The sequence below is a fragment of the Pseudomonas sp. S34 genome (genome assembly GCF_009866745.1).
GTDB classification, from domain to species: Bacteria; Pseudomonadota; Gammaproteobacteria; order Pseudomonadales; family Pseudomonadaceae; genus Aquipseudomonas; species Aquipseudomonas jessenii.
This window is the reverse complement of sequence record NZ_CP019398.1, coordinates 3039799-3057518: the sequence shown is the minus strand read 5'-3', so window position 1 is coordinate 3057518 and position 17720 is coordinate 3039799. Positions and strand designations below refer to the sequence as shown.

The window sequence follows — 17720 nt, the reverse complement described above, 5'->3', positions numbered from 1 at the left end:
CTGCTCGCCCCATGCCTGATGGACCTGGCTGATGCCAAATCCACGCCAGCATGCGGGCTTTCCTCATCCACTATGGAAGACTCGATATGCCACGTTTCATGCTCAGCACGCTGACGCTCGCCCTGGCCTTGACGGCAATGATGCCGGTAGTCAATGCCGCCCCTTTACTCGATCCCACACCTGCACACGCTCGCGTCGACAATCAATCAGGCCAGGCCAATACCTGGCTGGAGATTGATCAGGCTGCCTTCGAAGGAAACATCACCAGGCTTCAGCAACGGCTGGCGGGTAAAAGCCAGATGTGTGCCGTGATGAAAGCCGACGCTTATGGAAATGGCATAGGTTTACTGATCCCTTCCGCCATCCGGATGGGCATCACCTGTATCGGCGTGGCGAGCAATGAGGAGGCGCGTGTTGCACGGGAAAAAGGCTTCAAGGGACGCCTGATGCGTTTGCGCAGCGCTACCGTTGATGAAGTCGAGAATGCACTGCGCTACAACATCGAAGAACTGGTAGGCAATCTGGAGGTTGCACGCCAGCTCAATGCACTGGCCACCCGCAAGGGCGTGAAGCTGCCGGTCCACCTGGCGCTGAATTCGGCGGGCATGAGCCGCAACGGTCTGGAAATGAGCACGGCTGAAGGACAACAACAGGCGGTGGATCTGACCCGGCTGGATCATCTGAATATCGTCGGAATCATGACCCACTTCCCAGTCGAGGAACGTGAAGATGTGCTGCAGGGCCTGGCGAAATTCAAGGAGCAGTCCGGCTGGTTGATCGAGCACGCCAAACTGGACCGCAGCCGGATCACCCTGCACTGCGCCAATACCTTCACCACCCTTGAGGTGCCGGAAGGTTGGCTGGACATGGTTCGCCCAGGGGCAGCACTTTATGGCTACCCGGTGGGTGGGCATAACGAATTCCAACGGGTGATGCAGTTCAAATCACGGGTCGCGGCGGTCAATGCCTACCCGGCGGGCAGTACGATCAGCTACGACCGCACCTTTACCCTGAGCAAAGACTCGTTGATCGCCAACATCCCGGCCGGCTACTCCGATGGTTATCGAAGAGCGTTTTCCAACAAAGCTTCAGTTCTGATCCGCGGCCAACGCGCGCCGGTGATCGGCAAGGTCACCATGAACACGCTGATGGTCGACGTCAGTGGTATCAAGGGCGTGCAGGCGGGAGATGAGGTCGTTCTCTACGGCAAGCAAGGTGATGAAGAGATTACCCAGACGGAGCTTGAGACCATCAACGGCGCATTGCTGGCGGACCTGTACACGATCTGGGGCAACTCCAATCCGAAAGTCTTGAAGTCCAAATAAGGGAAGCCTGATACCAGTCACTTAACGAACGCAGGACATCTGTAGGAGCCGAGCTTGCTCGCGATGGACGTTAACGATAACGCGTGTTTTCTGAATACACGCGCCGCCTTGAGTCCATCGCGAGCAAGCTCGGCTCCTACACAGACCTCATCGATACAGTCCCGATCAGTTTTGCTCAAAGTGATCTTTCAGGTACTCAGCCGCCTCATCCGACGCTTGCTTGACATGCTTTGTCATCAACGCAACCGCCGCCTCCACATCTTTAGCCCGATACGCCGCAAGGATCGCGCGGTGCTCGTCCTGGCTATCAATCCCTGCTGAGCGCAGCTGCATGTAGATATGTGTATAACGCTGCGCGACGGTGTGCGCACGGATGATCATGTTTTCCAGGTGCTTCATTCGCGCAGGAGCATATAGCGCCGTATGAAGCGAGAGGTTCCATTGGCTGCTCAAGATCGGATCGTGAACTTTCTCGAACTCATCGATGATGCGTTCGACAGCATCAAGTTGCTCGGGTGTCGAAAGCGGTACCGAATGGCGCACAGCCAGTGGCTCCAGAACCGCCCGCAACTCAAAGCACTCATTCATTTCATGCCGGGAGGGCTGCGTCACCATAAAGCCACGGTTTGGCAGGAATTGGACCAGTCCCTGCCCTTCAAGCTCGCGCAGCGCTTCGCGAACCGGCACCTTGCTAGTGTTGAGTTCGGTAGCGATCAGGTCCTGACGCAGAGGTTCGCTACCGGAGAGCGCGCCGGTGACGATGGCTTCTCTGATAACGGCCGCAACAAATTGCGGTGCGGACACGCGTGCCAGCGGGATCAGTCCTGCAATGTATTTCAGTGGTGATTGGTTAGACATATGACACTAAGTGGCCAGGGGCGATTTAAAGGCGTGTCTGGGTTTGGCAGATACGAGGAACAACTACATCACTGTGGACAACCGTATACGATTATACGAAAACGGACAAGGACGGCATCCTCGGCCTGCCCTCTCGAACTTCAGTCCAATCCCTCGCCCCATCCATCTGAAATACAAGTCTCATTCATCGTTTTGTTGTTGTCGCTGGCGGATCTATAATCGTATACGTTCTACAGTAGGACGGAATGAAAACACCCTGGTTTGCCGTTTGCGATCAGGTCCTCGTCCCTCTTGCGCCATCTGCAACCACATCAGGACAACCACCGTGATCAACATAAAAAATGTTTCCAAGTGGTACGGTAACTTTCAGGTACTGATCGACTGCTCTACCGCAATAAAAAAGAGCGAAGTCGTCGTAGTGTGCGGCCCTTCCGGCTCTGGCAAATCAACGCTGATCAAAACGGTCAATGCGCTGGAGCCCTTCCAGAAAGGCGAAATTGTCGTCGACGGTATCAGCCTCTCGGACCCGAAAACCAACCTGCCCAAGCTACGCAGCCGGGTCGGCATGGTGTTTCAACACTTCGAGTTGTTTCCGCACCTGTCCGTGACGCAAAACCTGACGCTCGCCCAGATGAAGGTGCTGGGCCGTGGCCAGGACGAGGCGCTCAAACGTGGACTGAAAATGCTCGATCGTGTTGGCCTGAGCGCCCACAAGGACAAGTTCCCAGGGCAGCTCTCAGGTGGTCAGCAGCAGCGTGTGGCAATTGCTCGTGCATTATCCATGGACCCGATCGTCATGCTGTTTGACGAACCTACCTCCGCCCTGGACCCGGAAATGGTCGGAGAGGTTCTAGACGTCATGATCAAGCTCGCAAACGAGGGCATGACCATGATGTGCGTCACCCACGAAATGGGCTTTGCCAGGAAAGTCAGTGATCGTGTGATTTTCATGGACGCGGGAAAAATCATTGAAGACTGTAAAAAAGAAGAGTTCTTCGGCTCTCCCGAAGCACGCTCCCCTCGTGCCAAGGACTTCCTGTCAAAGATCCTGCAACATTGATCACGCGGAGTCGCCAAGGGGACTCACCAACGCAACTCAAAGGCATTTTTCGCGCCCGGCTGGATGCTGCTGCCCAAGCGTGCGCACTCGCGAGAAAGGGTGTCGTGCAGCCATTGACGGTCATCCCCTTCGGCGCGACAGATGCGAAAGCGACGCAGGCGGGTGGGTACCAAGTCCAGCGACTGCAGGTGCCCGCCCGGGTCCAGCGAGGCAAAGTATAGAAACCCCAGGTCGCCGCGAAAGGCTGTGTAGCCTTCGATGCCTTCGTAATCGTTCAGAAGATCACCGCAGCCATAGAGAATCAGGCGTTCGCGGTAGACCTCGATGCCTTTGACGTGGTGCGAGGAATGCCCGTGCACCACGTCAACTCCGGCCTCGTCGATCAAGGCATGGGCGAACCAGCGCTGCTCGCGCGGGATATCGAACCCCCAGTTGTCGCCCCAGTGAATGGAGGCGACCACCAGATCCCGCGGTTTTTTGCCCTCGAGAATCCGTTTGGCCACAGGGCGCAGGCTTTGCATCGACAGATCCTCCAGCCGCGCGACGCCCGCGCCCTTATCCGTGGCGGCCCAGTCCGACGCAATGCCGCTGTCGGGTGCGCCGAGGCCAAACACCAGCAGGCGCCGCCCGCCAGGCTGCAGCAACACGGCAGGCGCTTCGGCAGATCGCCGGTTGTGCCCGGCACCGGCGCTGCACATACCATTGCTCGCCAGGGTATCCAGCGTATCGGCCAGGCCGGCTGCCCCCCAGTCCAGCACATGGTTGTTGGCCAGCACGCAGCAGTCGATGCCGGCTGCGCTGATGGCCGGGAAGTTCTCCGGGCTCATGCGGTAGTTGATGCCCTTTGGCTCCGGTCGTCCGCGGCGAGATACCGCAGTTTCCAGATTGATGATGCGTGCGTGTGGCTGGCGAAGTTCGAACTCATCCAGCGCAGCGCCCCAGACATAGGTGAAATCGACTGGGCGAGGAATCGGGCCATTGACTCGTTCTGCCAGCCGGACGTAGTCGCCGGCATTCTTGACGTAAGCTTCGTAAAGCCGCGGATCGCCAGGATGCGGCAGTACTGCATCGATGCCGCGGGCAGTCATGACGTCGCCGCAGAGAAACAGCTTAAGCGTATCGGTAACAGCTGCCATGGCACCCTCCCGAATATAAGCCGGGGGATGTTTCCATCCCCCGGCTTATTATTACGCTGAAATAGGCAGAACGACTTCTGAACCTCTACTCAGTTGTTCTTCATATGCAACTGATAAAGCTCATTGGCAATGGCGATATCCTCCAGCCCCAGCCCGATTGAGCGGAAGAAGGTATGGCGCTCGGGATCGGGAAGTCGGGCGGCTCCCGTCATCAGCTCGGGCAAATCTCCGCAAATACTCTCGGGTAACCAGCCATGCTGGTCTTTTGCCAAGCGCATTTCCCCTGCGCTGTCGGGCGTTGTAGCCCGGTAATCGCAATAGACGCTCATGTTCAGCAAGGACTCTGGCGGTACTTCATGTGCCAAGGGTGCATTGGTACAAATGGAAGTGATCAGCGCCGGTTTTTTCAGCGTGACAGGGTCAAGCACCGTTCGACCGGCCGAGGTGCACAGCATGATGACATCCGCATCTTCGACCGCACTGGCCAGTTCGGTATGAATGCTCACGCGGGGATCTATGTCCCGGAGCGCCTGCTGTTCGGACGCTGGCAGAGCGTCAATATTAGGTGCATACAACCTGATATCCCCCCATTCGCGCAGTGCCAGGACATGCCGGGCATGAGCCTGGCCCAGCCGCCCTACTCCCACTACCGCCAGCTTGCTGACATGCGCGGGCGCGAGCAAATCGACGGCGAGTGCGGTGGTTCCCGCCGTTCGCTCAACCGTCAGTTGTCCCGAATCACAGAGCAAACGGGGTTGACCGTCATCCATCGACATCATCAACGTCCAGGCCGTCACCAGAGCCCCTTCCGGAAGCGGGATATAGGGCGAGAGCTTTGCACCAAAGACCCGCTCCTCGGCAAGCGTTCCGAGGTAGCTGATAAAGTTGCCCTGCCCATTGGGAAACGGATTGCGCAGTTGTGGCGGTTGCACAGCCTTTTCCTGTCCCAACGCCAGGAACATACGACGCAATGCGGACAGCACATCAATCTGATCGATCAGTTTGGCCACTTGAACTGAATCAAGTACGGCAATGTCATTTTTCATCGAATTCATTCCTTCATCGAGCATCTGACAGAAAACCTAAAACGTCGAAACCACTCGGTTCGAGTTCATGGGGAAGAATATTCAAACAACTAGTTGAATAGCTTGAAGCTACCAAGAGAACTGATACTTCTTACTCAATACAACCCAGCACATCGGTTTTCTAAAGATGGGCAACTACATCGATTTCAATATCAAACGGAAACGGCCAAGGCTTGACTGCAACGAATGAGCGGACGGGTGGATTCTCAGGGAAATACTTGCGATACACTGTGTTTACCTCATCCATCATCGATGGATCCGTCACGAAGATCGTGGTTTTCACGACGTTATCGAGGCACGATCCTGCCGATTCAAGAACAACTTTCATCACCTGCAATACAGCATGCGTCTGTTCAATAATCGTGCCTCGAACTATATTCCCGGTCAGTGGATCGAGCGGCGGCAGGCCACAGGTATAGAGCATCGAGCCCGAACGAATCAGCAAAGAAGTCGGTGTATTCAAACGTCTTAGCGCGTCAGATAAAAACGGTACTTCTATTATTTCTTTCATGGAGGCATCCATTATTGATACAGGCGGGCCCTACGTTCACGCTCAATCGACGCAACGTAGTGTTGGATATACATGCAGATAACGAAGTAGATGACGCCGACAAACAGATAGAGCTCTTTGTAGAACCCTTGCCAGTTTTCGTCATAAAGGCTTGATCTTGCCGATCCAAGCAAATCGAAAAGTCCGATGATCATCAACAGCGAACTGTTCTTGACGAACGCGATGGCGATGTTGGCAATCGGTTGCAGCGAATGGGCGATGACTTGCGGCAAGATGACGTAGGCATGACTGCCCCAATAACCGAACCCCAGGCTTGCCGACGCTTGGCGCTGACCGACTGAAAGTGCTTGCAGGGCACCGCGCAAGGCTTCGGAAAAGTAAGCGGCGGTAAACAACGAGAGACCGATACCTGCCCGAAAAAGCTTGTCGAAAATAAGCTCGTCCGGAAGTATCAACGGAATGATCGCAAAGGTCATGAAGACAATAGTGATCGCCGGAACACTGCGAATGAGATCCACATAAAGCCGGCACGGAACAGAGACAAGCGGCATCTGCGACCGACACCCCAACGCCAGCAGCACACCCAGAGGGAACGCACACACGAGGCCGGCAATGCTGATCAGCAGGGTGATCGGCAGTCCACCCCAACGCGCACGATCCACTGACTCAAGACCGAACAGTCCGCCACTCATCAATAGATAACCAATCAACGCGGCCAGTACCCACAACACAATGGCCACTGTGTGATGGCGGACTCGAATCAAACACCAGAGCGCAACGGCCGCGATCAATGCAACGAAAGTGATCGGACGCCAAAGCGATTCCGGAGGATAGGCCCCGAACAGGATGAGATTGAGCTTGGTGCCGATGAACGCCCAGCAAGCGCCTCCGTTCTGGTGGCATTGCGCGGCATCGCCACTAAAGGTTGCATCAAGCAACAACCATTTGAAGATATCTGGGCCAACCAAAACGACGCCCCAGAGAAAAAGCGCGCCGAGCACAATCCGGCTTGGCATACCCGAGCCCAAGCCTTTCAGACGCTGGATCAGCGTCAAGGGTGCGACAATCGACACTTGGGCACCATTATTCAGATCACCAGACATAATGTTTCTCCCAAAGACCGATTACCCGCGTCGTAATAATGTTTACCGTGACGTAAACCAGCATGAAAATGCTGATCAACTCGATGGCCTGCCCCGTTTGATTCATGGCGGTATTTCCCGCCGAGACCAGTTCCGGGTATCCCACGGCAACACCCAGCGAACTGTTTTTCATCAGGTTCAGGAGTTCACTGACCACCGCCGGCATCGCGATCCGGAAAGCTTGTGGCATCACGATGTAACGCAGCACGCCAAAGTGTGTCAGGCCCAACGCATAACCTGCGGCAATCTGTCCCTGGGCAATGGACTGCACGGCCCCACGGATCGCTTCGGCTATGTAAGTGCCCGTGTACACCGAGAGCCCGATGAACATACTCATGAACTCGGGTGAAAAGTGCCCGCCGCCGCCGATTGAAAACTTGCTCGCTGTGGGCCATTCAAATGTCATTTGCCCGGACCACAGGGCATAAGCGGTGGACACGAAGGCAACCAGGCTCAGGAGTATCAGCAACGCTCCCGGGTTTTTCAGTGTGCTGCCACCGGTGCGCACACTTCTGAGGACAAACGCCACGACGGTGCAAAAGATCGCGACGATTGCTGTCAATGCGAAGGGGGACGGCCACGGGAAATTGATCCCGCGATTACTGATGAACACACCCGGTACCGGCTCCAGAGCCTCCCGGACGACTGGTAGACCGTAAGTAAAAACAGCGAACCAGAAGAACAACTGCAGCAGTAGCGGTGTATTGCGGATCGTCGAGACATACACTTTGGCAATTCGTCTGGCCAGGCCGAATTTAGATAACTGAGCCAGCGCCGCCAATACCCCGAGCAGCACGGAGAACACGATGGCGCAAAACGCCACTTTCAACGTGTTTGAAAACCCCGCTAGCAAGGCGTACGCATATGACTTGTCACCGCTGAAAGCAATCATGCTTTCGCTGAGGTCGAAGCCGGCGCGAGTCCACAGAAAGCCGAACCCGGTATTGATCCCTTTCTGTGTAAGGCGCTCGTTAATCAGGTGCCCGAAATACCAAACCGCAATCACGACAGCCGTGAGTACTACAAGCTGGACCAACACCGTGACTGCCCGGTGTTGGTGTTTAACTGCGCCATCTCTTGCCGACATGACCTTCACCTCTCGTTTCTGATTCGCCATCTACGCGGCGTTTGAGCCATTCACATCGCGGATCAGAAAAGCGGGGCGTACAGCAGGCCACCGTCCGACCACAGGGCATTCTGGCCACGCTTCATCTGCAAGGGAGTATTGGCACCCACGTTGCGCTCGAAGATTTCTTTGTAGTTGCCTACCGCGGAGATGACATTGATCACCCAGTCATCCTTGAGACCCAGCCCTGCCCCAACGCCAGGTGTTACACCCAGAAGACGCCGGACGTCTTCGTTGTTACTGGTGAGCATTTGTTTAACGTTTTCTTTGGTGATACCGAGTTCTTCTGCAGTAAAGGTTGCGAAGACGGTCCACTTGACGATGTCTGCAAAGTGCTTGTCATCGCCCCGCACGACTGGACCCATTGGCGACTTCGAGATCACATCCGGAAGGATGGCGTAGTTTTCAGGGTTGCCTGAGTTGAGCCGGATAACCGCCAACTGCGACACATCGCTGGTGATTACATCGCAGCGGCTTGCGAAAAAGGCCGAGAAGAATTCAGTCCCGCTTTCGATCACCACAGGTTTGAATGTGATCTTCAACTTGTCGAAGAAATTGCGAACCACATACTCGCTGGTGGTGCCCTGCTGAATGCAGACCGTAGCGCCATCGAGTTCTGCCGCCTTGGTGACGCCCAGTTTCTTGTTGATCAGAAAGCCTTGGCCGTCGAAGAAGTCCACCACCGGAAATTGCAGCCCCATCGTGGTATCGCGCGTCAGGGTCCAGGTGCTGTTCCGAGAGAGGACATCCACTTCGCCATTCTGCAGCGCCGTGAAACGTGCCTGATCGGACAGCGGGACAAACTTGACTTTCGGCTTCTCGAAAATCGCCGCCGCAAAGGCTTTGCAGAAATCCGCATCAAACCCCTGCCAATCACCTGCACTGTTGGGCGCACCAAAGCCGACCAGGCCCGGGTGCACACCACAGACAAGCACTCCACGCTCTCGAATTTTCGACAAGGTATCGGCCTGTACCGGTGCAGAAATTGCCAATGAAAGCCCCAGGGCTGCTGCGGTAGATGCGAAAAGAACTCTTAGACGTGTCATCAGATTCTCCACTCGGTAGAAAGTATACGATTTCAAGCTATATGACTTTGCGAGCGGCTGTCAAGCCACAAGAATGGTCGCATTGGCAATTTGTTTTGAGTTTAGATCGGGTGCGCTGCGAGGTGGCTGATCACCGGCGTGTGTCGCAATGGCTCAAGCAGCCCATCGGGATTGCGCAGACCCAAATCACGGATGATGCCCATCAAAAGTCAGACTTCCTGGTCGACCTTCTGATCAACGGATTGTTCTGCAACTGCGATGGCATGCTGGAAGCTTTCAAGAAATACAGTTTCTGCATGGGTCATTTTTTGCTCGCGGTTCCACAACAAGTGAATGTCCACGTCGGAGACTCCATCCCGGGGCGGCAGGCGCCAGAGCATGCCGTTGTAGAGGTCAATATCGAGTAAGTGCTCTGGCAAACAGCCGATACCAAATCCTGCGATCACCAACCTGCGTATTTCTTCAAAGTTTGATGACGACGCGACGATCTTGCCGGTGAAGCCCTGTTGGTCACGAAACACGGTAAGCGGCGAAAGATTGCCGCCAATCTGGTCGCTCGTGAAGCTGACAAAATTTTCCCCTTGCAGCTCAGCCAGATCCAGGCCCCGCACGCCAAAAAAGCGATGGCGTTTTCCGCAAAAGAACGCATATCGCTGACGTATCAGACAACGCTGCTCAAGCTTGGGTTGAGCGATGCGGCATAAACCGACACCGACGGTGGCGGTCTTCTGTATCAGCGAACTGAGAATGTCGGAGCTGCGCATTACCTCTATTTCCAACTCCACACGCGGATGATTGAGATGAAAATTCGCGAGAAAATCATCATAGACCGTCGATTGCACCCGGCTGATCGAGAGCAGGCGAACCTTCCCCACCACATCATCCTGGGGGCCTTCGATGGCCGAGCCGATGCGCGACACGTTGCCGTACATCTCTTCGGCAATCCGCAGTATTTCTTCCCCTGCCTCAGTGAGATCGAAGCGTGGCCCCTTGCGCGAAATCAAGGCGCACTCCAACTGCTCTTCCAGCCGCTTGAGCGATTGACTGACGGCTGATTGGGTAATGAACAGCCGCGCCGCAGCACGGCTGATGCTCCCTTCCTGACCAATCGCCAGGTACGTGCGCAACAAATTCCAGTCCAGACGATCGTTGAGGAAACGCCGCCCTCCCCATCTAGCCTGCATTAGCTCTTCATTCGAGTTTTTGCTGCTCATCTTAATGTCCATTATTAGCGTGACTTAATCAGCGCTTAAGGATTAGCAAATTGCTTAATTATAGAGGCTACGAGATAAAGCACGAAGGCGCCAGAGGGACAGAGCGTTACCGTGATCCGATTGATCCCTGTCGGTAAAATAATCAGAGAAAGGAACTTACATGTACACACCCGACAACATTGCCCCCGCCGAGTGGAAAGCCCGCTGCGAGCTGGCCGCACTGTATCGACTGGTCGCGTACTTTCGCATGACCGACCTGATCGACACTCACATCACCCTGCGCATTCCAGGCCCTGAACACCACTTCCTGATCAACCGCTACGGCGTGATCTTCGATCGCATGAAAGCCAGCGACCTGGTGCGCATAGACCAGTATGGTCAGGTGGTGGGCGGTGCGAACGAGCGCACCCGTGTCAACGCCGCAGGCTTCGTGATTCATTCGGCGATCCACATGGCCCGCCCGGATCTCAATTGCGTGGTGCATACCCATACCGCAGCCGGGATGGCTGTGGCCGCCCAGGAGCAAGGTCTGTTACCGATCAGCCAGCATGCGCTGAAGTTCTACGGCAAATTGGCTTATCACACCTATGAAGGCATTGCGCTGTCGCTGGCCGAGCGTGAACGATTGGTCGCCGACCTGGGGCCACACAAGGCCATGATCCTGCGTAACCATGGCCTGCTGGCGGCCGGTGGAAACGTGGCTGAAGCCTTCCACGAAATTCACTTCCTGGAGCGCGCCTGCCAGGCGCAGGTCGCGGCGCTGGCCGGCGGCAGCCAGCTGGTCTACCCCAGCAAAGAAGTCTGCCAACACACAGCAGAACAGTTCGGCCGCGACGAAGCCGAGGAAATCATGGGGCTGAGCTGGAATGCCGCCTTGACCTTGATTGAAGACCAGCGCGAGTCCTATTGCTCATGAACACCGTCGTACTGCTGTCGCGCGACAGCATCCTGCTCGGCCAGCTCCAAGCGGCCTTTGCCCGTCAGGCGCCAGACATACGGGTAGTGCTGGCCGATGACCCGGTCGCCAGTGAAGCACTGGTCGCGGCATGCTGGTTCCCGCCGGCCAACAGTTTGGGCGCGCTGCCCAATCTGCAACTGGTGCATTCGGTTGCCGCGGGTGTTGATCACTTGCACACCGATCCCAGCTGCCCGAACTTGCACGTGTGCCGAGTGGTCGATCCCGCGCACCGCCAAGGCATGACCGAGTACGTACGCTGGGCGGTGATTCACTATCACCGACGTTTCGATCAGGTCTTGCAGCAGCAGCCTGACCAGCTCTGGCAGCGCCCGATACAGATTCAGGCAAAGGATTTCAAGGTCGGTGTGATGGGCTTGGGTTCGCTGGGCGCAGCCATTGCCGAAGACCTGGCCAGTGCCGGCTACAGCGTTCACGGCTGGGCGCGCAGTGTCAAAAACATACCCGACGTGGTCTGCCACAGCGGCGACCAGGCGTTCAGTGGCTTTCTCGAAGGCCTCGATCTATTGATCAACCTGCTGCCGTTGACCCCGGCGACCCGAGGCATTCTCTGCACTGAAACCTTCAAGGCCTTGGCGCCTGGTGCTGTAGTCGTCAACTGCGGTCGCGGCCAGCACGTACGCATCGACGATCTACAACAGGCATTGAGCAGCGGTCAGCTGCGCGGTGCGGTGCTCGACGTCTTCGAGCATGAACCCCTGCCGGTCGATGATCGCCTGTGGCGCATGCCCGGGGTGATCGTTACCCCGCACATGGCATCGGCGGCGTCCCACGACTGCATCGCCAGCCAGATTGCCGAAAACACGCGGCGGCTGGCCCGTGGTGAACCCCTGAACAACCCGGTCGATACGTCCCTGGGCTATTAAGACACGCGACAAGAGGTGAATGATGAAAGTATCCAAGGTCAACGGTGAGCGCCTGTGGGGCAGCCTGATGGACATGGCCAAAATTGGCGCCACCGAGCGTGGCGGCAACTGTCGCCTGGCCCTTTCCAGGGAAGACCTGGCTGGCCGCGAGTTGTTCATGGGCTGGTGCCGTGAGGCTGGCTTGAGTATCGCGTTCGATGCCATTGGCAATCTTTTCGCCCGCCGCGAAGGCCAGGACAATGCCCTGCCGCCGATCGTCATGGGCAGTCACCTGGACACCCAGCCAAAAGGTGGTCGCTTCGATGGTATCTACGGCGTGCTGAGCGGACTGGAGGTGGTGCGTTGCCTGAATGATCAAGGCATCGAAACCCGCCAGCCCATCGAAATCGCCGTGTGGACCAATGAGGAAGGTGCGCGCTTTACTCCGGCCATGTTCGGTTCGGCGGTGTTCACTGGCATTCTGCCGTTGCAAACCGCATTGGATGCCCGTGATGCCCAGGGCATCAGCGTCGCTGAAGCCTTGGCCGATATTGGCCATGGTGGAGACCTTCCCCTGCAGCGGGCCTTCGATTCTTACTTCGAGGCTCATATCGAACAAGGCCCAATCCTGGAGGACAACGGCCTGCCAGTAGGCGTTGTCACTGGCGGCCAGGCGATCTGCTGGCTGGATGTGCAGGTTGGCGGTGTCAGTGCCCACGCCGGCACCACACCGATGCCGTTGCGTAAGGATGCCCTGTTCGGTGTCGCGGAAATGGCCAGCGTGCTGGAATCCATCGCCAGAGACTTCGCACCTAAGGGGCTGGTCACGGTGGGCCAGCTGGAGATCGCCAAGTCATCGCGCAACACCATCCCCGGCCGGATCAACTTTACTGTCGATCTGCGCCACCACGAAGACGAACAGATTTCCGCAATGGAGCAAGCCGTATGCGAGCGCTTGCAAATCGTGGCTGATAAGCGCGGTTTGAGCCTGGCGATCAGTCGTCACTGGCTCAGCCCCGCAACACCCTTCGATGCCGATTGCGTGGCCGCTGTGCGTTCGGCGGTCCAGGCGCTGGGTTACCCCCATCAGGACATCGTCAGCGGTGCCGGGCATGACGCCATTCACCTCGCCGGGCATTGCCCCACCACTATGGTCTTCATTCCCTGTGTCGGTGGCCTGAGCCACAACGAAGCCGAAGACGCCCTGCCGGACGATGTACGAATGGGCTGCGACGTGCTGCTCAATGCGGTACTGCAACGAGCTCAGCACCTGAGCGACTGATTATGCAAGCAACAACGAACCTCTGAGGTTGCGTCATTCACACGACCTCCGAGGCAGGGCCCGTTTGCGCCTGAAAAACAATAAAACCGATCTCCAGCTACAGCATCACCGTTACCCACACTGCCAACCAATAAATCAATCCACTGAGCCCAACGCTCAATTTGGAGAAAAAGGCATGAACAGCTCCGCGTGCATCCAGACCGCTACCCCGACGGTCGAACCCAGCGTCAACATGAAAAAAGTCGCCGTCGCCAGCGTCATCGGCACCACGGTGGAATGGTACGACCTGTTTGTTTTCGCCACGGCTTCCGCCCTGGTGTTCAACAAGATTTTCTTCCCGGCGTTCGATGCCTTGATTGGCACCCTCCTGGCCTTCGGCACCTTCGCTTCGGCTTATGGTGCGCGCATCGTCGGGGCTGCCTTGTTCGGCCACTACGGCGACAAGCTTGGGCGCAAATCGATGCTGCTGATTTCGCTATTGACCATGGGTGCGGCAACCTTTGCCATCGGTCTGTTACCGGATTACGCCAGCATTGGCATCTGGGCACCGATCCTGCTTTTAACCCTGCGGATCATTCAAGGCCTGGCACTGGGCGGTGAATGGGGCGGTGCGGTGTTGATGGCCGTCGAGCATGCCCCCGCCAACCAGCGTGGTTTATATGGCTCATGGGTACAGATCGGCGTGCCGGCCGGTACCATGATTGCCAACCTGGCCTTCCTGGCGATCGCCTGGCTGCTGCCGGCTGAAGACATGCTTGCCTGGGGCTGGCGCATCCCGTTCCTGGCCAGCGCGCTGCTGATTGCCGTGGGCCTGTACATCCGCCTCAACATTACCGAGACACCTGCGTTCCACAAGGCTCAAACCAGCGAGCCGCAAATCAAGCTGCCGCTGGCCGAAGTCTTCAGCAAATACTGGAAGCAAGTCCTGCTCGGCGGCGTGGCAACCATGTCGACCGGCGCATCTTTCAACATCATCGTCGCCTTCGGCCTGACCTATGGGACCCAGACCCTGGGCTTCAGCCGCACCATCATGCTCAGCGTGGTACTGGCCTCCTGTGCGCTGTGCATTGTGCTCTTGCCAGCCTTCGGTGCACTGTCTGACCGCTTCGGCCGCAAGCCGGTGATCATCGCCGGTATCGTCGGTGAAGCGCTGGTCGCCTTCCCTATGTTCTGGCTGATGGATACTCGCGAGCTGCCGCTGGTGTTTCTCGGCTATGGCCTGTTGATGACCGCGTTCGCCGCCAACTACGGGCCCATCGCAACCTTCCTCGCCGAGCTGTTCGGCACCCGTGTGCGTTACTCCGGCCTATCGGTGGCTTACATGCTCTCCGGGCTGCTGGGCAGCGCGGCCACGCCTATCGTGACCACGGCCCTGCTGGCAATGACCGGCAAAGGCTCGTCAGTGGCCTGGTACCTGATTGGCTCTGCGGTCATTTCCCTGATTGCCCTGTTACTGCTGACCGAAACCTTCAAGCGCGACTTGAGCGCTGGACGGGCTGAATAGCACCAAGTGACCCACAACAAGAATAAACCCACCCGCACTTGATCCTGCTGCCATTCACGCTCCCTCTGGATTCGTACACCATGGAAAAAACTCTGCACCTGTTTGGCATGAGCGCCGGCGCTTGCCTTTTGACTCTGAGCCAGGTCGCTTCAGCCGATTTCATCAGCGATAGCAAGGCCACACTGGGCTTGCGTAACTTCTACTTCAACAACGACTACCGCGACCGGCCCGGCAGTGCCGGCCAGAGCAAGACCGAGGAATGGGCGCAGGGACTCATGCTCAATTACTCCTCCGGTTTCACCGACGGCACCCTGGGGTTTGGCGTCGATGCGCTGGGGCTGGTGGGCCTCACCCTGGACAGCGGCCAGGGCCGCCATCGCGGCAGCTCGATGATCCCGACTGAAGGTGATGGCGCTGCCGATGAATGGAGCCGCCTGGGCGTGACCGCAAAAGCCCGTTTGAACAAGACCGAAATGCGTTACGGCACGCTGACGCCCAAACTGCCGATCCTGATAGCGAACGACGGTCGCCTGTTGCCCCAGACCTTTGAAGGCGGCCAGATCACCAGCAACGATCTCGACAAGCTGACCTTGACCGCCGGCCGTCTGGAGCACGCTACCGGGCGTGGCTCCAGTGATAGCACCGGGTTGGCGGTCAGCGGTGGGCGTCAGGAGAGCAACCAGTTTCTCTTCGCCGGTGCCGACTACAAAGTCACTAAAGATCTGACCGCGCAGTATTACCTGGCCAATCTCGAGGACTACTACACCCAGCACTTTTTCGGGCTGCAGCATGTGCTCGCACTCGGCGAAGGCCAGTCGTTGAAGACCGACCTGCGCTACTTCGATACATCTTCTGACGGCGCCAACAGCACGGTCAGCGGACGGGCCGACGGTTACCGGGTCGGTGGCTATAGCCGAAACGGTGCCGGTGAAATCGACAACCGCACCTGGAGCGCCCTCTTCACGTACAGCCTTGGTGGCCACGGGTTGACCGGCGGTTACCAGAGCGTTTCCGATGGCAGCAACTTCGTCCAGCTCAACCAGGGCTCCCTGGTGGACAAAGGGGCCGGTGGCGCAAGCCTGTATCTGTTCACCGACCGCATGCTCACCAGCTTCAACCGGGCCGGCGAACGCACCTGGTTCGGCCAGTACGCCTATGACTTCGCCGCCTCGGGCGTACCGGGCCTTCGCGCGTCGATGGTTTATCTCAAAGGCAGCCAGATCAAGACCACTTCTGGTAGCGATCAGCAGGAATGGGAGCGTGACCTGGCCCTGGATTACGTTATCCAGGACGGCACGTTCACAGGCCTGGGTTTCGGTTGGCGCTATGGCGTTCTGCACTCCGAAGCCGACGCTAATCAGGACCAGAACCGCTTGTTCGTCAGCTACACCCTGACATTGTTCTGATTCACCGGCCCGCCGCCCATACCGGGTCGGCGGGCCTCTATTCTCAGCGAGGTTCATTAATGAAACGTATCCAGGCAGCACCCGGCACAATCGGCCCGGTCGGTCCTTACTCCCAGGCAGTGGTCAGCGGCCATCTGGTGTTCACTGCCGGTCAAATACCCGCAGTCGGCGGACTGGATCAGCAACCCGAAGGCTTCGAAGAGCAAGTGCGCCAGACCTTGCGTAACCTGGAAGCCATCCTGATCGCGGCAGGTTCGGACTTCGATCACGTGATCAAGGTTAACGGCTATCTCACCGATCCAGCTCAACTGGAACCCTTCAACCGGGTCTATACCGAGGTGCTCGGTCATGCGCCGCCGGCACGCACCACGGTCTGCGTGGCACTCTGGGGGGTGGCACTGGAAATCGATTGTGTGGCCGAACTCATTGATTCAGCAAAGCAGAGGTAAGCCATGAACGCCCCTACTCAATTGCTTGAAAAACTCCATCAGGTCAGCTTCGCCACCCTCGGGCATTTGCTCGAAGACGGCTTTGTCAGTGCCGAAATTCGCTCCATGCTGAGCGCCGTCAAAGTGGTAGGTCGCGCCGTGACGCTGAGCGTGATCGACGCTGATGCCATTGCCGTCAACCGCGCCTTGGCAAGCCTTCAAGACGGCGACGTGCTGGTGATTGACATGAACGGTGATCGACATCACGCCTGTGTCGGTACGGTGACAGCCTGTGCAGCTAAAGCGAGAGGCGCCAGGGCCATCGTGGTCGATGGCGTGGTGACCGATATCCTCGAACTGCGCGAAGCCGGACTGCCGGTTTTCGCCCGTGGCACCAACCTGCTGACCACCAAACTGCACGGCAACGCCGAGAGCCAGTTGAACGTACCAGTGCAATGTGGCGGGGTTCAGGTGCACCCGGGCGATCTGGTGCTGGGAGACGATAACGGGTTACTGATTCTTGACAGTCAGGCACTCGCCGCAGTCATCGACCAGGCACTGGCCAGTGATCGTGCAGAACCCGGTCTGCTGGAACGTCTTGAAGCCGGAGAGCCAATAGCATCCGTACTGCGTGTTCAATGATTGATCGCTTGTAATGCGGACCGCCGCGCGGCGGCGAGCGTCAACAAAGCGTTATTTTTTTGAAATTCTTCACAGCCGCTAATCAGTTAGTTCGGTTTTTTGACACTCCCCCGATATGCGGTCACAACTTTTGC

The 17720-nt window shown here is 57.3% G+C and carries 17 protein-coding genes; 9 read left to right on the top strand and 8 right to left on the bottom strand.

From position 1 onward, the window contains the following. Positions 1 to 86: 86 nt before the first annotated feature. On the top strand, positions 87 to 1325 hold the full coding sequence (gene alr, locus PspS34_RS13605; RefSeq protein ID WP_159389916.1) for an alanine racemase: 1239 nt from the start codon (positions 87 to 89) through the stop codon (positions 1323 to 1325). Positions 1326 to 1490: 165 nt separating this feature from the next. Here alr and PspS34_RS13600 read toward each other — a convergent pair whose 3' ends face one another. Next, entirely contained in the window at positions 1491 to 2183 is a 693-nt protein-coding gene (locus tag PspS34_RS13600; RefSeq protein ID WP_154909053.1) for a GntR family transcriptional regulator, read from the bottom strand. Between the two features lie 325 nt (positions 2184 to 2508). Between PspS34_RS13600 and PspS34_RS13595 the strand changes: the two genes are divergently transcribed. Continuing rightward, positions 2509 to 3243, top strand: a complete 735-nt coding sequence (locus PspS34_RS13595; RefSeq protein WP_159389915.1) for an amino acid ABC transporter ATP-binding protein — start codon at positions 2509 to 2511, stop codon at positions 3241 to 3243. A gap of 23 nt (positions 3244 to 3266) precedes the next feature. Here PspS34_RS13595 and PspS34_RS13590 read toward each other — a convergent pair whose 3' ends face one another. The 7 genes from PspS34_RS13590 to PspS34_RS13560 all read right to left on the bottom strand — a co-directional run bounded on the left by PspS34_RS13590 (position 3267) and on the right by PspS34_RS13560 (position 10503). Then, complete coding sequence (locus PspS34_RS13590; RefSeq protein ID WP_159389914.1) at positions 3267 to 4379, bottom strand: CapA family protein; 1113 nt, start codon at positions 4377 to 4379, stop codon at positions 3267 to 3269. A gap of 89 nt (positions 4380 to 4468) precedes the next feature. Next, positions 4469 to 5425, bottom strand: coding sequence for an ornithine cyclodeaminase family protein (locus tag PspS34_RS13585; protein ID WP_150813081.1), 957 nt, complete (start codon positions 5423 to 5425; stop codon positions 4469 to 4471). Between the two features lie 160 nt (positions 5426 to 5585). After that, a complete protein-coding gene (locus tag PspS34_RS13580; protein ID WP_150813082.1) occupies positions 5586 to 5975 on the bottom strand; it encodes a Rid family hydrolase in 390 nt (129 codons plus the stop codon). Positions 5976 to 5986: 11 nt separating this feature from the next. After that, entirely contained in the window at positions 5987 to 7078 is a 1092-nt protein-coding gene (locus tag PspS34_RS13575) for an amino acid ABC transporter permease (protein WP_159389913.1), read from the bottom strand. Continuing rightward, positions 7068 to 8204 carry an ABC transporter permease subunit gene (locus tag PspS34_RS13570; RefSeq protein WP_159389912.1) on the bottom strand — a complete coding sequence of 379 codons (1137 nt, stop codon included), beginning with the start codon at positions 8202 to 8204 and terminating at the stop codon, positions 7068 to 7070. The genes PspS34_RS13575 and PspS34_RS13570 overlap by 11 nt, the downstream gene beginning before the upstream one ends. 62 nt (positions 8205 to 8266) lie before the next feature. Further along, positions 8267 to 9289 (bottom strand): amino acid ABC transporter substrate-binding protein, encoded by a 1023-nt coding sequence (locus PspS34_RS13565; RefSeq protein ID WP_154909049.1) that lies wholly within the window; start codon positions 9287 to 9289, stop codon positions 8267 to 8269. A gap of 209 nt (positions 9290 to 9498) precedes the next feature. Next, positions 9499 to 10503 (bottom strand): LysR family transcriptional regulator, encoded by a 1005-nt coding sequence (locus tag PspS34_RS13560; protein ID WP_154909048.1) that lies wholly within the window; start codon positions 10501 to 10503, stop codon positions 9499 to 9501. Between the two features lie 160 nt (positions 10504 to 10663). Here PspS34_RS13560 and PspS34_RS13555 point away from each other — a divergent pair, with 160 nt between their 5' ends. The 7 genes from PspS34_RS13555 to PspS34_RS13525 all read left to right on the top strand — a co-directional run bounded on the left by PspS34_RS13555 (position 10664) and on the right by PspS34_RS13525 (position 17586). Further along, positions 10664 to 11419 (top strand): class II aldolase/adducin family protein, encoded by a 756-nt coding sequence (locus PspS34_RS13555; protein ID WP_150813087.1) that lies wholly within the window; start codon positions 10664 to 10666, stop codon positions 11417 to 11419. Beyond that, a complete protein-coding gene (locus PspS34_RS13550; protein WP_154909047.1) occupies positions 11416 to 12345 on the top strand; it encodes a glyoxylate/hydroxypyruvate reductase A in 930 nt (309 codons plus the stop codon). Before PspS34_RS13555 ends, PspS34_RS13550 begins: the two co-directional genes overlap by 4 nt. Before the next feature lie 22 nt (positions 12346 to 12367). Further along, a complete protein-coding gene (locus tag PspS34_RS13545) occupies positions 12368 to 13606 on the top strand; it encodes a Zn-dependent hydrolase (protein ID WP_154909286.1) in 1239 nt (412 codons plus the stop codon). Between the two features lie 175 nt (positions 13607 to 13781). Then, complete coding sequence (locus PspS34_RS13540; protein WP_095966169.1) at positions 13782 to 15110, top strand: MFS transporter; 1329 nt, start codon at positions 13782 to 13784, stop codon at positions 15108 to 15110. Between the two features lie 80 nt (positions 15111 to 15190). After that, positions 15191 to 16516, top strand: coding sequence for an OprD family porin (locus tag PspS34_RS13535; protein ID WP_159389911.1), 1326 nt, complete (start codon positions 15191 to 15193; stop codon positions 16514 to 16516). A 59-nt stretch (positions 16517 to 16575) separates the two neighbouring features. Next, entirely contained in the window at positions 16576 to 16965 is a 390-nt protein-coding gene (locus PspS34_RS13530; RefSeq protein WP_150758548.1) for a RidA family protein, read from the top strand. 3 nt (positions 16966 to 16968) lie between these two features. Continuing rightward, on the top strand, positions 16969 to 17586 hold the full coding sequence (locus PspS34_RS13525) for an RraA family protein (protein WP_154909044.1): 618 nt from the start codon (positions 16969 to 16971) through the stop codon (positions 17584 to 17586). Positions 17587 to 17720: the final 134 nt, after the last annotated feature.

Excerpts from the sequence above, each read along its gene's own strand:
- alr (WP_159389916.1), top strand. The coding sequence starts at position 87 with ATGCCACGTTTCATGCTCAGCACGCTGACGCTCGCCCTGGCCTTGACG.
- PspS34_RS13600 (WP_154909053.1), bottom strand. The coding sequence starts at position 2,183 with ATGTCTAACCAATCACCACTGAAATACATTGCAGGACTGATCCCGCTG.
- PspS34_RS13590 (WP_159389914.1), bottom strand. The coding sequence starts at position 4,379 with ATGGCAGCTGTTACCGATACGCTTAAGCTGTTTCTCTGCGGCGACGTC.
- PspS34_RS13585 (WP_150813081.1), bottom strand. The coding sequence starts at position 5,425 with ATGAAAAATGACATTGCCGTACTTGATTCAGTTCAAGTGGCCAAACTG.
- PspS34_RS13580 (WP_150813082.1), bottom strand. The coding sequence starts at position 5,975 with ATGAAAGAAATAATAGAAGTACCGTTTTTATCTGACGCGCTAAGACGT.
- PspS34_RS13575 (WP_159389913.1), bottom strand. The coding sequence starts at position 7,078 with ATGTCTGGTGATCTGAATAATGGTGCCCAAGTGTCGATTGTCGCACCC.
- PspS34_RS13570 (WP_159389912.1), bottom strand. The coding sequence starts at position 8,204 with ATGTCGGCAAGAGATGGCGCAGTTAAACACCAACACCGGGCAGTCACG.
- PspS34_RS13565 (WP_154909049.1), bottom strand. The coding sequence starts at position 9,289 with ATGACACGTCTAAGAGTTCTTTTCGCATCTACCGCAGCAGCCCTGGGG.
- PspS34_RS13560 (WP_154909048.1), bottom strand. The coding sequence starts at position 10,503 with ATGAGCAGCAAAAACTCGAATGAAGAGCTAATGCAGGCTAGATGGGGA.
- PspS34_RS13555 (WP_150813087.1), top strand. The coding sequence starts at position 10,664 with ATGTACACACCCGACAACATTGCCCCCGCCGAGTGGAAAGCCCGCTGC.
- PspS34_RS13550 (WP_154909047.1), top strand. The coding sequence starts at position 11,416 with ATGAACACCGTCGTACTGCTGTCGCGCGACAGCATCCTGCTCGGCCAG.
- PspS34_RS13545 (WP_154909286.1), top strand. The coding sequence starts at position 12,368 with ATGAAAGTATCCAAGGTCAACGGTGAGCGCCTGTGGGGCAGCCTGATG.
- PspS34_RS13540 (WP_095966169.1), top strand. The coding sequence starts at position 13,782 with ATGAACAGCTCCGCGTGCATCCAGACCGCTACCCCGACGGTCGAACCC.
- PspS34_RS13535 (WP_159389911.1), top strand. The coding sequence starts at position 15,191 with ATGGAAAAAACTCTGCACCTGTTTGGCATGAGCGCCGGCGCTTGCCTT.
- PspS34_RS13530 (WP_150758548.1), top strand. The coding sequence starts at position 16,576 with ATGAAACGTATCCAGGCAGCACCCGGCACAATCGGCCCGGTCGGTCCT.
- PspS34_RS13525 (WP_154909044.1), top strand. The coding sequence starts at position 16,969 with ATGAACGCCCCTACTCAATTGCTTGAAAAACTCCATCAGGTCAGCTTC.